Genomic DNA, 19,909 nt, shown 5'->3' with positions numbered 1-19,909 from the left:
ATTCGCAACCCGAGAGTGTATGAATGTTGCATCGGTAATCAACGATCAATTCTGTTTTTAATCATCGCCAGACGGCATTTCTGCGGCAAAGCGCCCGATGCCATAAGCAGGCCCTTTAATACCACAGTCAGGTAATACCTTGTTATCTGTTGATAACATCTGCCAGTCCTACCTTAGCGTAGCGGGTTCGGCCGTTTTTGCCGCCAACGATCGGCGGTTTATTTGGGGAATAAAGTAAACCCAGAGTAAACCCCTGGCGGAACGGCTGAAATAAAACTGTCATAGGGCAATGCTAGCGTGAAATCCGGCAAGATCAGAGATAATCAGAGACCAAAGGAATAATAATGAAAATGAAATTCACCCTGATTGCGGTAGCACTGCTGGTGGCGCAACAGGCACAGGCAATGACGTTGTCCGAGGCCAGTGCACTGGCGAATCAAACGTCACAGGGATCGTCCAGTCCGGCATTTAACGCACTTGAATTACAGGCGCTGACCGCAGAGCGGGCGGCGATACAAAAGGGCGCGCCAGCGCTCAGTCGCGATCAGCTTAAGCAGGCTAAGCAGAGTGACAGCATTGCCGACTATCAGTGGCTAAAAGCCAGTGGTTATGATTTCCAGAGTGATGCGTTGCAGAAGGCGGGCATTGCGCTGTTATCAGGATTTAGCACGCTGCCGGATAAGGTTCTGGAAGCCAATCGGGCCACGGTCACATCAATCAACCTCAATGCGACCCAGGGCGAACGCCATCAGGCGCTGGCAGACGCAGAAGGAATCAGCTACCTCTATTTCCTTGCCGACGCATTGGGACCTCGTTTAGGTAAAGCCTTTCTGGCGGCCTATGATAAAGGCGAGATTAACAAGGCGGCGGCCCTGATCAAAGCCAGTGAAGTCAGCACCGGCGCGGCGAAAAAACATTTTAACTATCCGCGTCCTTTCCTGCATACAGGCAATACGATTCATCTGGTGCCGGATGATACGGTGATCAAAGACAATCATCCCTACACGGCCGATGGCGGCTCGTTCCCCAGCGGACACACCAATACGGGCTATACCGATGCGTTGTTGTTAGCCGAGATGGTCCCGGAGCGGTTTGAAGCCTTACTCCAGCGCGGCGCACGCTACGGCTATTCGCGACTGGTTCTGGGTGTGCACTATCCGCTCGATGTAATGGGTTCACGCATTGTGGCGCAATATAACGTTGCACATTATCTGAACGATGCCGCTTATCGCGCGTTATTCAATGATGCCCGCCAGCAACTGCGCAGCGCGCTGGAAAAAGAGTGTGGAACAACCGTAGCGGCGTGCGCAAAACCCGCCGGTCGTGATGATCCCTACGGCACAGGCAGCATGAAGCCGTTTTATCGCTTCACGATGAGCTATAACCTGCCGAAGCTGGCAGACAACAAAGCCAGATTCACGGTGCCGGATGGCGCAGAAGTATTGCTGGAAACGGCTTTGCCGCATCTGTCAGTAAAGCAGCGACGTGAGCTGATGGTGAAAAGTGCATTATCCGCCGGTTATCCACTGGGTGGACCGGGGGCGGACCAGGCGTTCTGGCAGCGACTGGATCTGGACGCGGCCTACGCACAGGCTAAGTCACACTGATAAAAAAACGGGCGGGACATCCCGCCCGTTTCGCTGACAGCGTCGCCTGGGTTGGCATCATGCCAGGCACCAGAATTGTGATGGTCGCGGGCCTGATTGCCATTTCTGCTATTTTTTATTCGCTCCTCAAGGCCTGATCGTCGAGGCTTCCGGCGCGCCGTCCTGTCTTTAGCCGGGGCGGTCTCAAGCTGAGGCGAGGGCTCAGACGTATTCATTAAACAAAGGTTTATATTTGTTACGAATTAGCATGTTAAAGTTAACGAGAATAATTCTTATTTCTTAACAGGGTTAACAAACATGAAATTCGGTATTTTTGCAGCAACGTTGCTGGCGTCAGCGGTTTGCTCGGCGACCACCTATCCTCTGACCGTCACGGATGTGGATGGGCAGACTATTACGCTGCAGAAAGAGCCTCAGCACATCATTTTACAGGATGGGCGAGATATCATGGCACTGGCGCTGCTGGATCGTAATGATCCTTTTAAACGTGTTGTGGCATGGAACAACCTGCCCAAAAAACAGGACACGCAAACCTGGGCGCTTCTGAAGAAAACCTGGCCACAGGCTGAAAACATTGTGGATATGGGGTTCAACGATCAGGGGCAGGTGAATCTTGAAAGCGTACTGGCTAAAAAACCGGACATGATGATTGCGCAGTTACGTGCTAAACCTGCTCTTATGCAGTCTGGTGTTCTGACCACGCTCAAAAGCCTGAATATCCCGGTCGTGTTTGTTGACTACGAACTGCATCCTAAAGAAAACACCGTGCCCGGGATTACCCTGCTGGGTAAAGTGCTGAACCGCGAAGCCGAGGCGAAGGCTTACACCGATTTTTATCAGCAGCACTGGCAGAACCTGCAGAAGGGCATTGACCAGGTAAAAACCAAACCCACCGTTTTTATTGAGCCGATAGCCGGTAACAGCGACAGTTGCTGCTTTACCCATAGCCACAGCGGTTGGGGTGGACTGGTTGAAGCGGTAGGCGGCAAAAATATCGGATCAGCGTTGCTGCCGGGTAACGCTGGCTTTGTTTCCCTGGAAAAAATCATCGCCATGAAACCGGATGTTTACATCATGACCGGCTCAAAACGTCCAAACAGCAATGTGCTGCCATTTGGTTACGGGGCGGACAGGAAAGACGTGGCGGCAACCTTTACGACTTTATTAAAGCGCACCGGCTTGTCGCAAATAGAGCCGGTCAAACAGGGACGCACGTACGGTATTTATCACCACTTTTATAACCATCCTTACAACATTATCGGGATGGAGATTCTGGCCAAAGACCTCTACCCAAAACAGTTTAGTCAGCTCGATCCGGTTGCGGATTACCATCAGATCGTCCGGCAGTTTACAAAATTACCGGACGCGCCTGTGCTGTTGAGTTACCCGTAATTCTCATCAAGGTCAGGCGCGAATGACGCCTGACCTTGATGGCGCAGACCACGGTATTAACCGCTTTAGCTTGTCTGTCAGTCATCTGCACTGGGTTATTTTTCTTAACGATAAAGCGCCTTGTTAAAAATAAGCGTGCCATTTTTCATCGAACTGTCACTAACGCAGCGTTATTATTTCATCGCGACACTGGTGATGTGGTGTTGTCTGCTTTGCTTTTCCCTGATGCATATTAAGGGGCATTTTCCAGTTAACTGGTTTTAAAGACGACTTCCCGATCTGCGGATCGGGGCTTTATTTTTTATTGGCTTTTATGTCACACCTGCCCTGATTTCCTTAATACCCGCAGATCAATACGGTATCTCTGTTTCACGCTTACTGCATGCCTGACGAAAGGATGAAGGCCAGACCGCGCTGGTTTAGAGGCGCTGACTTTTAAGAGTTTTGGTGATTCTTATTTTTTTCTGCCGAGACAATAGTAGTGGTAACGGTGCGTAAGCGCCGTTACCACTGGAGGCAGTACCATGAAAAAAATAAAATCTGGTTTGATTATCGCCCTTTTAGCATACAGCACGATGTACAGCAGCTCCGCTCTGGCACAAGGGCCAGGCGGCCCAGGTGGACCCGACGGGCCGTGGCATCACCCCGGTCGCGGTCCCGACGGCGACGGCCCGCCCGGCCTCGATCGCGATGGGCCTCCCGGCCGTCGGCCAGGCCCAGGCGGACCGCCACCGCCCGATGTGCGCCGTGATTATCACCCGGATCGTTTTGCCTGGCGTGGTCATGAGTTCCGCCGTGGCGGCCCGGCTCCACGGGAATATTGTGGCGAGGATTACCGTATTGACGACTGGCGTGAGCGCGGCCTGAGAGAACCGCCTCCAGGCCAGCACTGGGCCGACATTGACGGTAACTACGTGCTGATTGCCGCCGCAACCGGCATTATTACCTCACTGATACTGAATAACGCCTTTCAGTAGAGACACAGGGATGGCATCGGCCATCCCTTTTTTTTGTGCACCCTGTTGCCCGTTACCAGGCTATTCTGACAGTAAATTCTGAACGTTTACCGGCTAAGGAGTTCTGATGACCACGGTTAAGATGGTGGCTGTTGATATGGATGGCACATTTCTGGATGACAAAAAACAGTACAACCGCTCGCGTTTCCTCGCCTGTTACCACCAGCTCACTCAGCGAAATATCAAGTTTGTCGTTGCCAGTGGTAACCAGTATCACCAACTCCGATCGTTTTTTCCTGAAATCGCCAGCGAGATCGCCTTTGTGGCAGAAAACGGCGCATTAATTATTGATCGTGATGAGGAGCTGTTCTGTGGCGCGTTTACGCGTGATGACATAGATGCGGTGCTGGATACGTTAAAGAATGGTCACTATCCCGACCTGCGCTATCTGCTTTGCGGGCGTGACAGCGCCTATTATTTTGAAGGAATGGATGAGAAGTGGCTGGTTAAGATGCGGCATTATTGCCATCGCCTCCGCCCCATTCGTTCTCTTGATGAGGTTGCCGGGGACAAGATACTTAAGTTTGCGCTTAATCTGTCAGACGATTATGTGGAACCCCTGATGGCAGATATTCAGCGCCTGCATCAAGGCGCGGCGGCGGCCACTTCCAGCGGTCACGGTTCGGTAGATTTAATCGTTCCCGGTCAGCACAAAGCAAACGGCCTGAACCTGCTGGCGCAGCGCTGGGGCATTTCTCACGATCGGGTACTGGCATTCGGTGACGGCGGCAACGATCTGGAGATGCTGGAGCAGTCCGGCTTCAGTTTCGCTATGAGCAATGCCCCGCAGCGGGTAAAAGAGACCGCGCGTTTCCTGGCACCTGCCAACAATGATGAAGGTGTGTTACAGGTCATTGAGCAGATGCTGGCAGGCGAACCGCCCTTTACACAGGCATAGTGACGGGCACCAGGCTACAAATGCCGAGAGTCAACTGTGCGGGCGGTAGATAAGCCCGCATAAGGACTATGCGCTAACCGGCCAGGCACGAACCATCATGTCGCGCATTTCATCTTTGCTGTAACTCACCAGGCTGTTTTTACTGTTAGCCCGGGCCAGTACCCAGTCGATGTCTGACGGGCTGAGCGCTGGACCGTCCTGCCAGAAAGCCGTAATGGCTGAGCGCTGTAGCCAGGCTTTCAGGTAGTGCGCCGGAGAATCGGTGTGCGCGTCAAAAAGCTGTTGATGCATGTCGGCCATCAACTGACACTGTTGCGGGTGCTGACTGTCTGCCAGATGATCCAGAAACGTAAAGAGCAGTCTTCCGCATACTTCGCCGTGGTGGAAGGGCTTAATCGCGCCCAGTTCGCCCGCAATCCCGTGAATGACGCCCAGCCCCGCGCTGCTCAGGCTGATCCCGCCCAGCCAGGACGCCATCATCATCGCCTCACGCGCGCGATCGCCAGCCTCATCTTGCTGATTTTGCGCAGGCCAGCCCTGAATGAACTGACGCAATCCGGTGAGGGCTAACTGGCGGGTGAAGAGGTTGCCCTTGTTGGACAAATAGGCTTCGAACAGGTGGGTAAATGCGTCGATTCCGCAGGTAGCCAGCACCTTGTCGGGGGCGCCTTTCAGCAAATCGGGATCGAGGATGGCGACCTGCGGCACAAATACCGGATGACGCAGCGACGCTTTGATCTGAATATCCCGCTGATCCGTAACGACGGCGTTTTGCGTAACTTCACTGCCGGTGCCCGCTGTGGTAGGGACCGCAATCAGGGGCAATGTGATGGCACTGACCGCCGTATCCCCGACCTTTTCCAGATAGCGTGCCGTCGGTAACGGATGCTGAATCATGGCGCTAAAAGCCTTAGCGGCATCCAGAACGCTGCCACCGCCCACCGCCACGACTCTGTCAACATGACCACGCCAGCGCGCGACCCAGGCATCAATATCGTCGGGTGAGGCTTCGTTATTCACAATCTCATAACCGACAATATGATCGTTGAGCGTGGATTTGAGCCGGGCGTAAGCTTCGCCCTGTAAAAATGAACGACCGCAAAAGAGCAGGGTAGCCTGGGGTTGGGCAGCCAGCAGGGGAATCAGCTTATTGAGGCTTCCCCGGCCAAAAAAGGTTTGTTGATTGCTGTACAGCTCACTCAGATTCTCACTCACCAGCGCATCCTTTTATATCTTCGCTAAAATCTGAGTGTAACCAAAAGCCGGCGATCGGCCCCGCGAAACTTTCTTATTCCGTAGAGAGGAAAAGTTGATCGCCTTCGCAAAACGCAAATTCATCCACGGTGGGGTGATGCTTTAACCAGGATGTTACCCTTAACATGTTATCGGTAACAGGGGTTGTCAAAATGTTACGACTCTTGCAGAACCCCGGTTTTACATGTCCTCAGGGACCACGATAACAAAGCGGCACTGAAACTATTCAGGGCATCAGGTGGAGAAAAATTATGCCATTACTCTATGTGGCGATTGGCGTGGCATTACTGTTACTGCTGATGATTCGCTTTAAACTCAATGGCTTTATCGCGCTGATTTTAGTCGCCCTGGCAGTTGGCGTCATGCAGGGCATGCCGGTCAACAAAGTGATTCTTTCGATTAAAAATGGCGTCGGTGGGACGCTGGGCGGCCTGGCGCTGATTATGGGCTTTGGCGCAATGCTCGGTAAGTTACTGGCCGACTGCGGTGGCGCACAACGTATCGCGACCACGCTGATCGACAAGTTCGGCACAAGGCACATCCAATGGGCACTGGTGCTGACCGGATTTATTGTGGGTTTTGCCCTGTTCTATGAAGTGGGCTTTGTCTTGATGCTGCCGCTGGTCTTCAGCGTTGCCGCATCGGCACGCGTACCGCTGCTGTTTGTCGGCGTTCCTATGGCGGCGGCATTGTCCGTGACCCATGGTTTTCTCCCGCCTCATCCCGGCCCCACGGCAATTGCCACGCTGTTTAATGCCGATATGGGCAAAACACTGCTGTTTGGAACCTTACTGGGCATCCCAACGGTGATTCTCGCCGGGCCAGTCTATGCACGTTTCCTGAAAGGGATTGATAAACCTATTCCAGAAGGGCTTTATAACCCCAAAACGTTTAGCGAAGCGGAAATGCCCAGCTTTGGCGTCAGCGTCTGGACATCCCTTGTTCCCGTCGTCCTGATGGCGCTGCGTGCGGTAGCCGAAATGGTGCTGCCCAAAGGCCATGCGTTGTTGCCTTATGCCGAGTTCTTTGGCGATCCCATTATGGCGACGCTGATTGCCGTGCTGATTGCGATTTTCACTTTTGGTCTGAACCGTGGACGCAGCATGGAACAGGTGATGGATACGCTAAGCGACTCCATCAAAATTATCGCGATGATGCTGCTGATTATCGGTGGCGGCGGTGCCTTCAAGCAGGTTCTGGTAGACAGCGGCGTGGATAAATACATTGCCAATATGATGCATGCCACCAATCTGTCTCCGCTGTTTATGGCCTGGTCTATTGCTGCCGTGCTGCGCATTGCCCTGGGTTCTGCAACCGTGGCGGCGATTACCGCAGGGGGGATTGTGGCTCCGTTAATTGCAACCAGCGGGGCGAGCCCGGAGTTAATGGTGATCGCTGTGGGTTCTGGCAGCGTGATTTTTTCACACGTTAATGACCCCGGTTTCTGGTTGTTTAAAGAGTATTTTAACCTGACGATTGGCGAAACTATTCGGTCATGGTCGGCACTGGAAACCATTATTTCGGTATGTGGTTTGGTGGGATGCTTACTGCTTTCCTACGTGGTGTAAGGTGCCTGCATAAAGCAGTAGGGCCGCGCAGGACCGGCGGCCCGTACTGTTAATCTGAATCTTCAAATCCCGCTTTTACCATCTGTTCTCGCAATGCGCGGGCAATTTCACGGTTACCGCCGGTCACCGGATAAATCACGTTATTAACGACATCGTCAAGATAGTGCACCGCAAACTCCTGTCGGGTGAGTTGCGTGCCGCCTTCATCATTGATGGCGAAAAAACCTTTGATTTGATCACCGCTGTATTTTGCCTTGAGGCTATAGCGGCCCATACTGGTATTTATGCTACTCATAAGGTCTCTCCCTGCTTTGCATTTTTAGTGTCAAAACCGTCGAGCTGTCCTGTCCGCATAAATTTTAGCCAGGATTAATCCGCAAAACGAAGCGGCAAGGCAGGTAAAAACCTGCTATGCGATGCTTCTCACAGAAAATAACCATTAAAGCTGAATGTTGCTTCGATGGATGAGATCGCAATAAGCAAAAAGCACAGCCTCAAATCTTGCCTATACTGTTATGGGAATGTTTTTTTAGGTAAGGGAGAGGAAATGAAAATAATTCTGTGGATTATCGCCATTATTTTTATCGTGGGACTACTGACCCTGACAGGGGTATTTAAACTGATTTTCTGATTCTATGGGCACCTCAACGGTGCCCAAATCCTTTCTGACCACCCTTGTCGCATCAACCCGCGCTATTTATTCTCTTCCCTGTAAGCCTGTAAGCCTGTAAGCCTGTAAGCCTGTAAGCCTGTAAGCCTGTAAGCCTGTAAGCCTGTAAGCCTGTAAGCCTGTAAGTTCTACCTTCATCGCTATCTCTCTGGCGTCTTTGCTCGTCAGCCGCGTCTACACAGGTTCGTCCCTGATCTAATAATTTACATCAAAAACTATTAATTATTTCTTTATTAATCGAGTGATTAAACGGCGTTTATTCGTGCGCCGATTGCGCCCGTTTTTTGTTTTTTAGCGGGCACAGCGCGCAACTGGTGGCGTTTAATAAAGGCAGGATAATCACCTCATTTAGCGAGAATATGGCAAGTGCTGGTTGTTTGGCTCTGGTTCATCTTCCCTGTTTTAAAATCCCTCACGCTTTAGCTCGTTAAGCATAACGACATGCCGAACAGACTCCAGAAGGGTTTCGCTCTCTCTGCTGCAGGCGGGTTTTTACGTTGTTGTTTGCAGTATGGAACGCTGGATTTAGCCAATACAATAAAGGTAATACCGAAGTGAACAGGTCTTTTATCGCACGCTTATCAGCGCCCTTACTGGCGCTATTTTTTTCATTTTCTCTCCAGGCGGCCATGCTCACCCAGCAGATAAAATCGGGCTGGGACACTTTCACTGATAATGTCCAGCAAACCTGGCAACAGCCTGACTCCATTGATGTTTATGTGCCCGCCATCACCTGGCATAACCGCTGGACGTATGATGATGAGCATATCCACAGATATAACGAACGTCCCTGGGGAGCGGGTGGTGGGGTTTCACGTTACGATGAGAAAGGTAACTGGCACGGCCTTTACCTGATGGCGTTTAAAGATTCCTTTAACAAGTGGGAACCCTTTGGCGGCTATGGCTGGGAAGCAACCTGGCGGCCACTGTCGGATCAGAATTTTCACTATGGTTTGGGCTTTACCGCTGGCATCACGGCGAGGAATAACTGGGGATACTATCCTGTGCCGGCATTATTGCCGTTAGCATCAGTAGGTTATGGGCCGGTTAATTTTCAAATGACTTATATTCCAGGCACTTACAACAACGGTAACGTGTATTTTGCCTGGCTGCGCTGGCAGTTTTAAGCCTCAGAACCCCTGAATAAGTCACTAAAGGGAAAATAATAGCGATATTTATCACTTTTTCATCAATTCAGGCTGGACAAAACCCTCAGCAATTGCTGTACTAGATGGCGACACAGTTTAGTGTCCATTTTTCATGTAAAGGTAATATAGATGTCTAAGATTAAAGGTAACGTTAAGTGGTTTAATGAATCTAAAGGATTCGGTTTCATTACTCCTGAAGATGGCAGCAAAGATGTATTCGTACATTTCTCTGCGATCCAGAGCAATGGCTTCAAAACTCTGGCTGAAGGTCAGCGTGTAGAGTTTGAAATCACTGACGGCGCAAAAGGCCCATCTGCTGCTAACGTTATCAGTCTGTAAGTTAACAGTCAGAATTCTAAAAACCCGCCTTCTGGCGGGTTTTTTTATGGCTGCACGTAACCACACCGTTGGTTTTCAGCCCGGCTTTATGCGGAACACTTACACAATGGTTTTACCTTTATCCCACTGCACTTTCCCTCGCATCATCACGTTCTCGCGTTAACCCGGGCCGCACCTGGTTCTACTGCTACATCGGACTCAGGCCCATTCTGCAGCGCCACAACGACTGACAAACTGCGGAGCGAGTCACAGATAATCCCCGTAACATAATCATAACAACTCGCAGGAGCAGCATTTTACGGCGTCTCGGGTTATAACTGACTCTCCGCATCGCAGATAAAGAGGTGACAGGATGAATATTCGTCCAGCTCAGGCGAAGGACAGCTTCGTGTTGAGCGCGTTGTTAAGTGAACTTGGTTATGGCGGTACAGAGCATTTTATTGAGCAACGTCTTGCTCAACTGATGACCGATCCGAATGAGAAGCTGCTGGTTGCAGAGCACGGCAATCAGGTGCTGGGATTTATCTCTCTCCATTTTATTCCTCAGCTGGCGCTGGCGGGTGATTTTGCTCGCATCAGCTACGTGTGCATTGCCGAAGGTGAGCGTAGCAAAGGCGTCGGACAGAAACTCCTGCAGCACGCAGAAGCGCTGGCGGCTCAGCACGGCTGTGATCGCATGGAAGTGCACTGTCATGCCTCGCGCCTCAAAGCAAACCAGTTTTATGGCCGTGAAGGTTATGTTGAATCGCCACGCTATCATGTGAAAGCATTACAGCCTCTGTAAGATGACAGGCTCACCATTCGGCTCACAGAGCGACACGGCGTCGCTGGAGAAGGGATAATGAAAGTCGCGCTAGGGCAATTTGCGGTTAAGCGTGAATGGCAGGAAAACGCCACAACCTGCCTGAGCATGATGGATCAGGCCAGCCGTGCTGATGCCGACCTGTTAGTCCTGCCTGAGGCGGTGCTGGCCAGTGACATCACAAACCCCGATTTAATTCTGGAAGCCGCACAGCCGCTGGATGGACCATTCCTGTCGCAATTGCTGGTCGCCAGTAAGGGCACCAGACTGACGACGGTCCTGGGAATGCATGTGCCAGGTAATAGCCATAAAGTCTTCAACGTGCTGGTGGTGATTCGCGACGGGAAGCTCGTGGCAGAGTATCGCAAGCTGCATCTCTATGATGCTTTTGCCATGCAGGAATCAACGCGAGTTGAAGCGGGTGAACAGGTTCCACCTCTGGTGGACGTGGCGGGCATGAAAGTAGGGCTGATGACCTGTTACGATGTGCGTTTCCCTGAGCTGGCACGGCGGCTTGTGCTGGATGGTGCCGACGTGCTGGTCTTACCTTCAGCCTGGGTCAAAGGGCCGTTAAAAGAGATGCACTGGGATTTACTTACCCGCACGCGTGCGCTGGAAAATACCTGTTATGTGGTCGCCGTCGGAGAGTGCGGGACGCGTAATATTGGCAACAGCATGGTGGTTGATCCGCTGGGTGTGCCGATAAGCCGTGCGGCCGAATCTCACGCACTAATCTTCGCCGAGCTTGACCCGCAAAGAATCGCCACGGCACGCGCAATGTTACCGGTGCTGGATAACCGCCGGTTTAGTCGGCCTGAACTGGATGCGTCGCGCTAAGCGTTATTCGGCAGGACGGGGCCTGGGAACTGAAGGAGGGCAACTGCGATCTTACTCTGTTACAGATTACGCTTGAGGTTAGGGCTAAACTGCGCCTAAATAGGGGTTACCGTTATTCGCCAGATTATAAAGGTTAAATATGGAAGGTATCAGTATTGCCAAGCTGCTGATTATCGGTGCGCTTATCGTACTGCTTTTCGGCACCAATAAGTTACGTTCTCTGGGTGGCGATCTGGGTTCTGCAATCAAAGGCTTTAAAAAGGCCATGAAAGACGAAGATTCCAGTGCAGCACGCACCACAGCGGAAGAAACACCTGCAGAACGCGTTTCTCACAAAGACTAATGCCACGTCAGTTTTAGAAAAGTGTTAATTTTTATTTCTGACCGCAGTAAAAAAAACCAGATTGCGGACAATCTGGTTTTTTGTTTTTTGATGACGGCGGTTGAGCGAACGCTATTTGACTTCCAGGCCTTTTGCCTGCATATCGGCGTGGTAAGACGAGCGGACAAAAGGACCACAGGCCGCATGGGTAAAGCCCATCGCCATCGCCTCTTCTTTCATCTCATCAAATTCCGCTGGACTGACATAGCGCTGAACGGGCAGATGGTGACGGCTGGGCTGCAGATACTGACCCAGCGTTAACATCGTCACACCGTGACGACGCAGGTCGCGCATCACCTCAACGATTTCAGCGTTGGTTTCACCCAGACCTACCATCAAACCGGATTTCGTCGGCACTTCTGGATGGGCTTCTTTAAAGCGCTCCAGCAGTTTCAGCGACCATTCATAGTTTGCGCCCGGGCGCACCTGGCGATACACGCGCGGCACGTTTTCAAGGTTGTGGTTAAACACATCCGGCGGGGTTGCAGTCAGAATCTCAAGCGCACGATCCATACGACCACGGAAGTCAGGCACCAGGGTTTCAATTTTAATGCTGGGGCTTTTTTCCCGGATAGCGGTGATACAGTCGGCAAAATGCTGCGCGCCGCCATCACGCAGATCGTCACGATCCACCGAGGTGATAACGACATAGCGCAGGGCCATATCGGCGATGGTCTGGGCGAGTTTACCCGGCTCGTTCGCATCAGGCGCGTTAGGACGACCGTGTGCAACATCGCAGAACGGGCAGCGACGGGTACAGATTGCGCCCAGGATCATAAAGGTCGCCGTACCGTGGTTAAAACATTCGGCAAGGTTAGGGCAGGAGGCTTCTTCACAAACGGAGTGGAGTCCGTTTTTACGCATTGCCGCTTTTATGCCCTGAATACGACTGGAGTCCGCAGGCAGTTTGATTTTCATCCACTCCGGCTTGCGTAAAATCTCTTGCCGGTCGACGGCCACGGTTTTCACCGGGATCAGCGCCATTTTGTCTGCGTCACGATATTTGACGCCGCGTTCCATCTGAATTGGTTTACTCATAAATCAGCAGGTTCCGGTCGGATTGCGATTTGAAAGCTGTCTCACTCAACCCGAGAAGGCGGCTTTCAACTTTATTTGAAAAAAGTGCAAAAATTATATCATCTCATCGACCAGGAAGCAGCCAAAGACAGAGCCGATAAGTTACATATTTGTAAATACGCATTCACAGTTAACTCAGCCCGTGGTCTCAACCGTGTGCCATTCGACCTGTTGATAACCCAACTGCTGGGCAAACGTCTCCGCCAGCAACGGCCGGACATCGGCGAGCGTGACCTCAGGCCGAAAGTGTTGCAACTGCGTCATGTTCATTCCGGCATAGCCACAAGGATTGATACGTAAAAAAGGTGACAAGTCCATCGCCACGTTTAACGCCAGTCCGTGAAAAGAACAGCCCTTACGAATACGCAGTCCCAGCGAGCAGATTTTCTCGTCACCCACATAGACGCCAGGCGCATCGGGACGGGCTCGGGCAGCTACGCCAAAGCGCGCCAGCACGGCAATCACGGTTTCCTCTAAGGCGGTAACCAACTGACGCACACCGGTTTTGCGGCGTTTAACATCAATCAGTACGTACATAACCTGTTGTCCGGGGCCGTGGTAGGTCACCTGGCCGCCTCTGTCGCTCTGTACCACCGGAATATCGCCGGGCATCAGCAGGTGCTCGGCTTTTCCTGCCTGGCCCTGAGTAAATACCGGGTAATGTTCAACCAGCCAGACTTCATCCCGGCTTTCGGCAGTGCGCTGGTCGGTATAGTGGTGCATGGCGTCTGAGGTCGATTGCCAGTCACATAAACCAAACTGGCGAATAAGAAGCGTGTCAGCTGACAAAACGAGTATCCGTTAAAAGGCGAGAGGCTGAGTATAACGCTGGCGGCGCTGAAGTTAAACGCCTTCGCGATGAGGCGGTTATCGCGGCGCAGAGAGATTGAGGGTGGGATCGGTGCTGGCATATCGCCAGCCAATAAAAACGGGTCAGTGCGTTATCCGCAGCCTGACCCGTTTACCCTTTTTTGAGGAGGTTACAGCACCATCCGCACGATTTCGATTTTGCCCAGTTCTTCATACAGGGTTTCAACCTGTTCGATATGGGTGGCGTTGATCGTGACGTTGACCGAGTGATAGTTACCTTTACTGCTGGGTTTCACTTCTGGGCTGTAATCGCCGGGTGCATGGCGTTGCACTACCTCAAGCACCAAATCAACCAGCTCCGGCTGTGCCAGCCCCATCACTTTGTAGGTAAATGGGGTCGGGAATTCGAGCAGTTCATTCAGTTTGGTTTTCATAATCACTCCGGTACATAAAAAACAGGCTCCCGCCGAAGCGGGAGCATCATATTAACCTGTAATGGGGGCAAGGTGGCGGTTTTTCAACCGCCCTGCGCCATTAACCGAACCAGTGATGGAACATCAGTTTGATGTAGTCAACGATACGGCTGAAGAAACCGCCTTCAGAAACTTCGTTCAGCACCACCAGAGGACGCTGATCGATCGTTTTGCCATCCAGCTGGAAATTGATACTGCCTACCACCTGATTTTTCTTCAGCGGTGCATGCAGTTCAGTATTGGTCAGCACATAGCTGGCTTTCAGATCTTTCATGCGGCCGCGCGGAATCGTCAGATAAGCATCTTTCTCGACGCCCAGCTGTACGCGATCGCTGTTACCAAACCATACCGGTTCAGAAGCAAACTCTTTTCCGGCTTTCAGCGGCGCGACGGTTTCAAAGAAGCGGAAGCCCCAGGTCAGCAGCTTTTTACTTTCGGTTTCGCGGCCTTTATAGGTATGACCGCCCATCACCGCTGAGATCAGACGCATCTGGCCTTCTGTCGCCGAGGCGACCAGGTTATAACCTGCTGCCGCGGTATGGCCGGTTTTGATGCCATCGACCGTCAAACTGGTATCCCACAGCAGACCGTTACGGTTCATCTGACGGATATTGTTAAAGGTAAACTCTTTCTCTTTATAAACTGCGTACTCTTCCGGCACATCACGGATCAGCGCCTGGCCGATCAGTGCCATGTCACGTGCCGAGCTGTATTGTCCTTCCGCATCCAGACCATGAACCGTCTGGAAATGGGTGTTTTGCAGACCCAGCGCTTTGACGTAGTTGTTCATCAGGCCAACAAAAGCATCCTGGCTGCCGGCGACATAGTCCGCCATCGCTACGCAGGCATCGTTACCAGACTGCAATACGATGCCACGGGTGAGCTGAGAAACCGGTACGCGGTCGCCTGGTTTCAGGAACATTAACGATGAACCCTTGAACACCGGATTGCCGGTTGCCCACGCATCCTGACCCACAGTAACGATGTCGTCCTGATGGATCTTTCCGGCTTTCACTGCCTGACCGATAACGTAGCTGGTCATCATCTTCGTCAGGCTTGCTGGGTCGCGACGGGCATCCGCGTTTTTCTCTGCCAGCACTTTTCCCGAGTTGTAGTCGATGAGAACGTAGGCTTCGGCATCAATGTCCGGTACGCCCGGAATCATGGTCTTGAGATTAACATCATCAGCGATAGCAACATGGCTGAGAGAGAAAGCGATCAGTGATCCCACTGTCAGGCGTTTTAACAAACGAGAAGGTTTCAGCGTGTTCATGTGTGGGACGACAACATCCATGGGTTTAGGGTTTAAAAAAGTCACTTATCATAACAAATGCCTGATTTACAGGTATCCGACTTAATGACTGGGTTGTTAGCAGACGTTACCAATCAGAGCATCTCTGTCGGTTAACGGCCTGCTGTGGTCACGAAGGCCGCGCTCTGGCCTTCACTGCTCAGGCGTTGCTGTAAAGCAACGGCTTCAGCACGGGTTTTATAACCACCAAGTTGTACGCGGTAGACATTGCCTGCATTTTCCACTGCACCAGGGACACCGAAGCGCTGGCGCAGACTGGTGAGCAACTGCCGGGCACGTGCAGCATCATTGATGGCACTGACCTGAACCACATAGCCTGAAAGCGATGATCCGCCCTGAGCCGCGGGTGCCGGGTGAGAGGTCGCGGCACTGGCCGCAATCGGTGCAGCGGCTGCCGGAGCCGCTGCAGCAGGTGCGCTGGCGGCAGGCTCGCTACCTTCCAGCACGCCGCTCGCTAACGGCTGCGGAGCACCCAGAAAACCGCCGCTCTGCACTGGTGCGCCCATGGCATCATGACTTTGCAGAGTGGCATTGCTCACCGGCGAGACATCCTGCGCATCGGGTTCAGTCGTCGGCGCTGTCTGCTGCTGACTGCCACCGCTCATCACTGGCTGGCTGCTACCGTTCATCATCGGCTGGCTACCACCACCGTTCATCACGGGTGGGCTGCTCATGACCGGGCCGTTCAAATCGGGACGCGAAGGCAGGGCATAGCTCTGTTTGGCGACCACGGTGCCGACGGTGCCGGGACCAGAGAGCGTGCCGTCTGGCGCGACGCTGATGTAATCAACGCGCACGCGGGAATTATTGGAGATGTTCAGGCGGTCACCCGCGGCACGAGACAGATCGATAATGCGCCCCGGCGTATAAGGGCCGCGATCGTTAACGCGCACGACAATCTGACGCCCGTTTGCCAGGTTAGTGACGCGCACATAGCTTGGCAGAGGAAGCGTCGGGTGGGCGGCGGTCAGGGCATCGGGATCAAAGGTTTCCCCCGTCGCAGTACGATTACCCTGCGCTTCTTCACCGTACCAGGTGGCCAGACCCACTTCGCTGTAGTTGGCCGGATTTTTAATGATGCGGTAGTTTTTACCGTTGACGCTGTAGTCCTGATTGGTCGACGGATTGACCGGCTCATAACGAGGCTCAACGCCAGGAATTTCAACCACCGGGCCGTTATAGGCAGGCTGGGGTGGCGCACTTTGTTGTTGCGGTTCCTGGGTAGAACATGCAGCTAAAACCAATGAAGCCAATACAACGCCAAGCCAGTCCTTACGCATCTGCGACCTCTTAAACACTTTTAGATAACATTTTTCGGTGTGTGTGGATCGACATGACGATGCCAAATCCTGCCATAAGTACAATAAGCGCCGATCCGCCGTAACTGACCAGCGGCAGCGGAACGCCAACCACCGGTAAGATACCACTAACCATGCCAATGTTAACGAAAACATAGACGAATAAAATCAACATTAACCCCCCGGCCATCACGCGGCCAAAGGTCGTCTGTGCGCGGGCAGCCACAATCAGTCCGCGCATAATTAACAGCAGATACAGCACCAGCAGCACCAGTACGCCTACCAGTCCCAGCTCTTCTGCCAGCACGGCAAAAATAAAGTCGGTATGGCGTTCCGGTAAGAACTCAAGCTGTGACTGGGTTCCATGCAACCAGCCCTTACCGCGCAAGCCGCCAGAGCCGATGGCAATTTTCGACTGAATGATGTGATAACCCGCGCCAAGCGGATCGGTCTCGGGATCGAGCAGCATCATCACGCGGTCTCGCTGATAATCATGCATCAGAAAGAACCACAGAATAGGAATAAAGGCTGCGACCAGCAGTACGGCGATACCAATCAGTTTCCAGCTCATCCCGGACAGGAACAGCACAAACAAACCCGATGCCGCCACCAGAATAGAGGTACCAAGGTCAGGCTGCGCCGCGACTAACAGGGTAGGAAGAAAGATCAGCACCAGCGCAATCGCGGTGTTTTTTAACGTCGGCGGGCACACGTCGCGGTTGATAAAGCGGGCCACCATCAAGGGAACCGCGATTTTGGCAATTTCAGAGGGCTGAAAGCGGACAAAACCCAAATCCAGCCAACGCTGTGCGCCTTTACTGATTTGCCCAAAGGCATCCACGGCAACGAGCAGGATGACGCAGACAATATACAAATAGGGGGCCCAGCCTTCATACACCCGGGGCGGAACCTGTGCCAGCACCAGCATGATAACCAATCCCATGGCGATCTGACCCAGCTTACGCTCCATCATGCCGGGGTCCTGGCCGCTGGCACTCCAGATAACAATGGCGCTAAAGGTCAGCAGCGCGAGGATAATCAGCATAAAGAGCGGATCAATGTGCATGCGCATCCAGATTGTCCGCTTCTGCGGGCTGTCATTCATCGACATGATTATTCACCTTCATAGCCTGGCGGTGTAGGAGCCGCATCTGGCAGGACAGTATTATTGTCACCTAACATTATGTGATCCAGTATCTGACGCATTACCGTACCCACGGCCGGTCCGGCCCCACCGTTTTCCAGAATCATCGTCACGGCAACACGCGGTTTATCATAAGGCGCAAATGCGGTCATCAGCTTATGGTCACGCAGGCGTTCTGCGATTTTATGCGCGTTATAGGTTTCGTTCTCTTTCAGGCCAAAGACCTGAGCCGTACCTGATTTGGCGGCAATTTTGTAAGGCGCATCGGCAAAGCTTTTGTGGGCCGTACCGTTAGGGCGATTGGCAACGCCATACATGCCGTCTTTGGCAATTTCCCAATAGCCTGAATGGATGTCACCAATCGGTTGGGAAGGGGGCTGACGGTAAGGCACCAGGGTGCGGCCCTCGCGGGTAGCGCGCAGCATATGCGGCACTTTGATAACCCCGTCATTGATGAGAATCATCATCGCTTTATTCATCTGCAGCGGTGTTGCCGTCCAGTAGCCCTGACCGATACCGACAGGAATGGTATCGCCCTGATACCAGGGCTTTTTAAAGCGGCGCATCTTCCAGTCGCGCGTCGGCATATTGCCCGCACTTTCCTGCGGTAAATCAATCCCCGTACGCGATCCATAGCCGAATTTGGTCATCCATTCGGACAGACGATCGATGCCCATGTCATAGGCAACCTGATAAAAGAACGTATCCGCAGACTCTTCGAGCGACCGGGTGACGTTCAGACGACCGTGGCCCCATTTTTTCCAGTCACGATAGCGCTTCTCGGAGCCGGGCAGTTGCCACCAGCCGGGATCGAACAGGCTGGTATTTCGATTGATGACGCCAGCGCTGAGCGCGGACACGGCGACATAAGGTTTAACCGTTGAGGCAGGCGGATAGGCGGCCTGGATGGCGCGGTTATACAGCGGACGGTTCTCATCTTCCAGCAATCCGCGATAGTCTTTGCTGGAGATGCCGTCAACGAACAGGTTCGGATCGTAGCTGGGCGTTGACACCATCGCCAGGATTTCCCCGGTGCGGGGATCGCTCACTACCACGGCGGCACGGCTACCGGCTAACAGCGTTTCAATGTACTGCTGCAGTTTCAGATCAATCGTCAGATAGATATCGCGCCCGGCCTGCGGGGATTGCTCGTGCAACTGACGGATCACCCGGCCACGGTTGTTTACCTCAACCTCTTCATAACCGGTTTTACCGTGAAGCAGGTCTTCGTAATAGGCTTCGATACCGAGTTTACCGATATCGTGCGTAGCCGCATAGTTTGGCCATTTCCCTTCTTTATCCAGACGCGCCACATCCCGATCGTTGATTTTCGAGACATAGCCCACAACGTGGGTCAGGGTTTGCCCAAAGGGATAATAGCGGCGCTGATAGCCTTTGACTTCTACGCCGGGGAAGCGGTACTGGTTCACGGCAAAGCGCGCAACCTGCACCTCATTAAGGCCGGTTTTTACCGGGATAGAGGTAAAGCGACGTGAGCGCTTACGCTCTTTTTCAAACGCCTCAATATCGTCATCGGTGAGGTCGAGTACCGGGCGCAAATTTTGCAGCGTTTGCTTGAGATCGTCGACTTTTTCCGGCACCAGTTCGGCCTGATAAATCGTGCGGTTCAGGGCCAGTGGCGTACCGGTACGGTCATAAATAATGCCGCGGCTGGGCGCAACCGGCACCAGCTTTATACGGTTTTCATTTGACCGGGTGCTGTAGTCGTCGAAACGGAGAATCTGCAGATGATAGAGATTGACCACCAGCACGGAGGAGAGCAGTAAGATGCCGACAAAAGCGATAAAAGCCCTGCGGACAAAGACTTTTTGTTCGGCGCTGTAATCGCGAAAGGCGTTGCTTTGTAATTTCATCCGCTACT

19 protein-coding genes are annotated in these 19,909 nt (G+C 52.7%); 10 read left to right on the top strand and 9 right to left on the bottom strand.

Annotated elements, in window-relative coordinates; genetic code table 11:
* Nucleotides 1-344 precede the first annotated feature (344 nt).
* From QNH99_RS16055 to QNH99_RS16040, 4 genes are all read left to right on the top strand, one after another.
* On the top strand, nucleotides 345-1,607 hold the full coding sequence (locus QNH99_RS16055) for an acid phosphatase (RefSeq protein WP_283355034.1): 1,263 nt from the start codon (nucleotides 345-347) through the stop codon (nucleotides 1,605-1,607).
* Nucleotides 1,608-1,904: 297 nt separating this feature from the next.
* Entirely contained in the window at nucleotides 1,905-2,999 is a 1,095-nt protein-coding gene (locus QNH99_RS16050; RefSeq protein ID WP_283355035.1) for an ABC transporter substrate-binding protein, read from the top strand.
* A gap of 524 nt (nucleotides 3,000-3,523) precedes the next feature.
* Nucleotides 3,524-3,976, top strand: a complete 453-nt coding sequence (locus tag QNH99_RS16045) for an RcnB family protein (RefSeq protein WP_063878732.1) — start codon at nucleotides 3,524-3,526, stop codon at nucleotides 3,974-3,976.
* A 106-nt stretch (nucleotides 3,977-4,082) separates the two neighbouring features.
* The gene (locus tag QNH99_RS16040; protein WP_096011915.1) at nucleotides 4,083-4,913 is read left to right on the top strand and encodes a Cof-type HAD-IIB family hydrolase; all 831 of its coding nucleotides are present in this window, start codon (nucleotides 4,083-4,085) and stop codon (nucleotides 4,911-4,913) included.
* A gap of 66 nt (nucleotides 4,914-4,979) precedes the next feature.
* Here QNH99_RS16040 and QNH99_RS16035 read toward each other — a convergent pair whose 3' ends face one another.
* Nucleotides 4,980-6,128 carry an iron-containing alcohol dehydrogenase gene (locus QNH99_RS16035; RefSeq protein WP_410516914.1) on the bottom strand — a complete coding sequence of 383 codons (1,149 nt, stop codon included), beginning with the start codon at nucleotides 6,126-6,128 and terminating at the stop codon, nucleotides 4,980-4,982.
* A gap of 290 nt (nucleotides 6,129-6,418) precedes the next feature.
* Here QNH99_RS16035 and gntT point away from each other — a divergent pair, with 290 nt between their 5' ends.
* Nucleotides 6,419-7,735, top strand: coding sequence for a gluconate transporter (gene gntT, locus QNH99_RS16030; protein WP_063878735.1), 1,317 nt, complete (start codon nucleotides 6,419-6,421; stop codon nucleotides 7,733-7,735).
* A 49-nt stretch (nucleotides 7,736-7,784) separates the two neighbouring features.
* Here the strand turns inward: gntT and QNH99_RS16025 are convergent, their stop codons facing one another.
* The gene (locus QNH99_RS16025; protein WP_063878736.1) at nucleotides 7,785-8,030 is read right to left on the bottom strand and encodes a hypothetical protein; all 246 of its coding nucleotides are present in this window, start codon (nucleotides 8,028-8,030) and stop codon (nucleotides 7,785-7,787) included.
* Between the two features lie 929 nt (nucleotides 8,031-8,959).
* Between QNH99_RS16025 and pagP the strand changes: the two genes are divergently transcribed.
* The 5 genes from pagP (at nucleotide 8,960) to tatE (ending at nucleotide 11,874) form a co-directional block, all read left to right on the top strand.
* The gene (pagP, locus tag QNH99_RS16020; RefSeq protein WP_338156913.1) at nucleotides 8,960-9,532 is read left to right on the top strand and encodes a lipid IV(A) palmitoyltransferase PagP; all 573 of its coding nucleotides are present in this window, start codon (nucleotides 8,960-8,962) and stop codon (nucleotides 9,530-9,532) included.
* A gap of 150 nt (nucleotides 9,533-9,682) precedes the next feature.
* Nucleotides 9,683-9,892, top strand: a complete 210-nt coding sequence (gene cspE / locus QNH99_RS16015) for a transcription antiterminator/RNA stability regulator CspE (RefSeq protein ID WP_006118399.1) — start codon at nucleotides 9,683-9,685, stop codon at nucleotides 9,890-9,892.
* A gap of 352 nt (nucleotides 9,893-10,244) precedes the next feature.
* Nucleotides 10,245-10,676: a GNAT family N-acetyltransferase gene (locus tag QNH99_RS16010; RefSeq protein ID WP_063878738.1), complete on the top strand. Its 432-nt coding sequence runs from the start codon at nucleotides 10,245-10,247 to the stop codon at nucleotides 10,674-10,676.
* A gap of 57 nt (nucleotides 10,677-10,733) precedes the next feature.
* On the top strand, nucleotides 10,734-11,531 hold the full coding sequence (locus QNH99_RS16005; protein ID WP_410516913.1) for a deaminated glutathione amidase: 798 nt from the start codon (nucleotides 10,734-10,736) through the stop codon (nucleotides 11,529-11,531).
* A gap of 139 nt (nucleotides 11,532-11,670) precedes the next feature.
* On the top strand, nucleotides 11,671-11,874 hold the full coding sequence (gene tatE / locus QNH99_RS16000) for a twin-arginine translocase subunit TatE (RefSeq protein WP_063878740.1): 204 nt from the start codon (nucleotides 11,671-11,673) through the stop codon (nucleotides 11,872-11,874).
* Nucleotides 11,875-11,985: 111 nt separating this feature from the next.
* Here tatE and lipA read toward each other — a convergent pair whose 3' ends face one another.
* From lipA to mrdA, 7 genes are all read right to left on the bottom strand, one after another.
* Complete coding sequence (gene lipA / locus QNH99_RS15995) at nucleotides 11,986-12,951, bottom strand: lipoyl synthase (RefSeq protein WP_063878741.1); 966 nt, start codon at nucleotides 12,949-12,951, stop codon at nucleotides 11,986-11,988.
* Between the two features lie 174 nt (nucleotides 12,952-13,125).
* Nucleotides 13,126-13,779, bottom strand: a complete 654-nt coding sequence (gene lipB, locus QNH99_RS15990) for a lipoyl(octanoyl) transferase LipB (RefSeq protein WP_410516912.1) — start codon at nucleotides 13,777-13,779, stop codon at nucleotides 13,126-13,128.
* Nucleotides 13,780-13,970: 191 nt separating this feature from the next.
* On the bottom strand, nucleotides 13,971-14,234 hold the full coding sequence (ybeD, locus tag QNH99_RS15985; protein WP_006118404.1) for a DUF493 family protein YbeD: 264 nt from the start codon (nucleotides 14,232-14,234) through the stop codon (nucleotides 13,971-13,973).
* Between the two features lie 100 nt (nucleotides 14,235-14,334).
* A complete protein-coding gene (gene dacA, locus QNH99_RS15980; protein ID WP_063878743.1) occupies nucleotides 14,335-15,546 on the bottom strand; it encodes a D-alanyl-D-alanine carboxypeptidase DacA in 1,212 nt (403 codons plus the stop codon).
* 131 nt (nucleotides 15,547-15,677) lie between these two features.
* Nucleotides 15,678-16,865: an endolytic peptidoglycan transglycosylase RlpA gene (gene rlpA, locus QNH99_RS15975; protein WP_410516911.1), complete on the bottom strand. Its 1,188-nt coding sequence runs from the start codon at nucleotides 16,863-16,865 to the stop codon at nucleotides 15,678-15,680.
* A gap of 10 nt (nucleotides 16,866-16,875) precedes the next feature.
* Nucleotides 16,876-17,988 (bottom strand): peptidoglycan glycosyltransferase MrdB, encoded by a 1,113-nt coding sequence (mrdB, locus tag QNH99_RS15970; RefSeq protein WP_063881129.1) that lies wholly within the window; start codon nucleotides 17,986-17,988, stop codon nucleotides 16,876-16,878.
* A gap of 8 nt (nucleotides 17,989-17,996) precedes the next feature.
* Nucleotides 17,997-19,901 carry a peptidoglycan DD-transpeptidase MrdA gene (gene mrdA, locus QNH99_RS15965; RefSeq protein ID WP_063878745.1) on the bottom strand — a complete coding sequence of 635 codons (1,905 nt, stop codon included), beginning with the start codon at nucleotides 19,899-19,901 and terminating at the stop codon, nucleotides 17,997-17,999.
* Nucleotides 19,902-19,909: the final 8 nt, after the last annotated feature.

The organism is Pantoea allii (genome assembly GCF_046529425.1).
GTDB classification, from domain to species: Bacteria; Pseudomonadota; Gammaproteobacteria; order Enterobacterales; family Enterobacteriaceae; genus Pantoea; species Pantoea allii.
The sequence above is the reverse complement of the archived record's forward strand: the minus strand, read 5'-3'. Positions and strand labels throughout refer to the sequence as shown.

Excerpts from the sequence above, each read along its gene's own strand:
- dacA (WP_063878743.1), bottom strand. The coding sequence starts at position 15,546 with ATGAACACGCTGAAACCTTCTCGTTTGTTAAAACGCCTGACAGTGGGA.
- mrdA (WP_063878745.1), bottom strand. The coding sequence starts at position 19,901 with ATGAAATTACAAAGCAACGCCTTTCGCGATTACAGCGCCGAACAAAAA.
- QNH99_RS16040 (WP_096011915.1), top strand. The coding sequence starts at position 4,083 with ATGACCACGGTTAAGATGGTGGCTGTTGATATGGATGGCACATTTCTG.
- QNH99_RS16045 (WP_063878732.1), top strand. The coding sequence starts at position 3,524 with ATGAAAAAAATAAAATCTGGTTTGATTATCGCCCTTTTAGCATACAGC.
- gntT (WP_063878735.1), top strand. The coding sequence starts at position 6,419 with ATGCCATTACTCTATGTGGCGATTGGCGTGGCATTACTGTTACTGCTG.
- QNH99_RS16010 (WP_063878738.1), top strand. The coding sequence starts at position 10,245 with ATGAATATTCGTCCAGCTCAGGCGAAGGACAGCTTCGTGTTGAGCGCG.
- QNH99_RS16050 (WP_283355035.1), top strand. The coding sequence starts at position 1,905 with ATGAAATTCGGTATTTTTGCAGCAACGTTGCTGGCGTCAGCGGTTTGC.
- ybeD (WP_006118404.1), bottom strand. The coding sequence starts at position 14,234 with ATGAAAACCAAACTGAATGAACTGCTCGAATTCCCGACCCCATTTACC.
- QNH99_RS16005 (WP_410516913.1), top strand. The coding sequence starts at position 10,734 with ATGAAAGTCGCGCTAGGGCAATTTGCGGTTAAGCGTGAATGGCAGGAA.
- QNH99_RS16055 (WP_283355034.1), top strand. The coding sequence starts at position 345 with ATGAAAATGAAATTCACCCTGATTGCGGTAGCACTGCTGGTGGCGCAA.
- cspE (WP_006118399.1), top strand. The coding sequence starts at position 9,683 with ATGTCTAAGATTAAAGGTAACGTTAAGTGGTTTAATGAATCTAAAGGA.
- lipA (WP_063878741.1), bottom strand. The coding sequence starts at position 12,951 with ATGAGTAAACCAATTCAGATGGAACGCGGCGTCAAATATCGTGACGCA.
- QNH99_RS16025 (WP_063878736.1), bottom strand. The coding sequence starts at position 8,030 with ATGAGTAGCATAAATACCAGTATGGGCCGCTATAGCCTCAAGGCAAAA.
- tatE (WP_063878740.1), top strand. The coding sequence starts at position 11,671 with ATGGAAGGTATCAGTATTGCCAAGCTGCTGATTATCGGTGCGCTTATC.
- rlpA (WP_410516911.1), bottom strand. The coding sequence starts at position 16,865 with ATGCGTAAGGACTGGCTTGGCGTTGTATTGGCTTCATTGGTTTTAGCT.
- mrdB (WP_063881129.1), bottom strand. The coding sequence starts at position 17,988 with ATGAATGACAGCCCGCAGAAGCGGACAATCTGGATGCGCATGCACATT.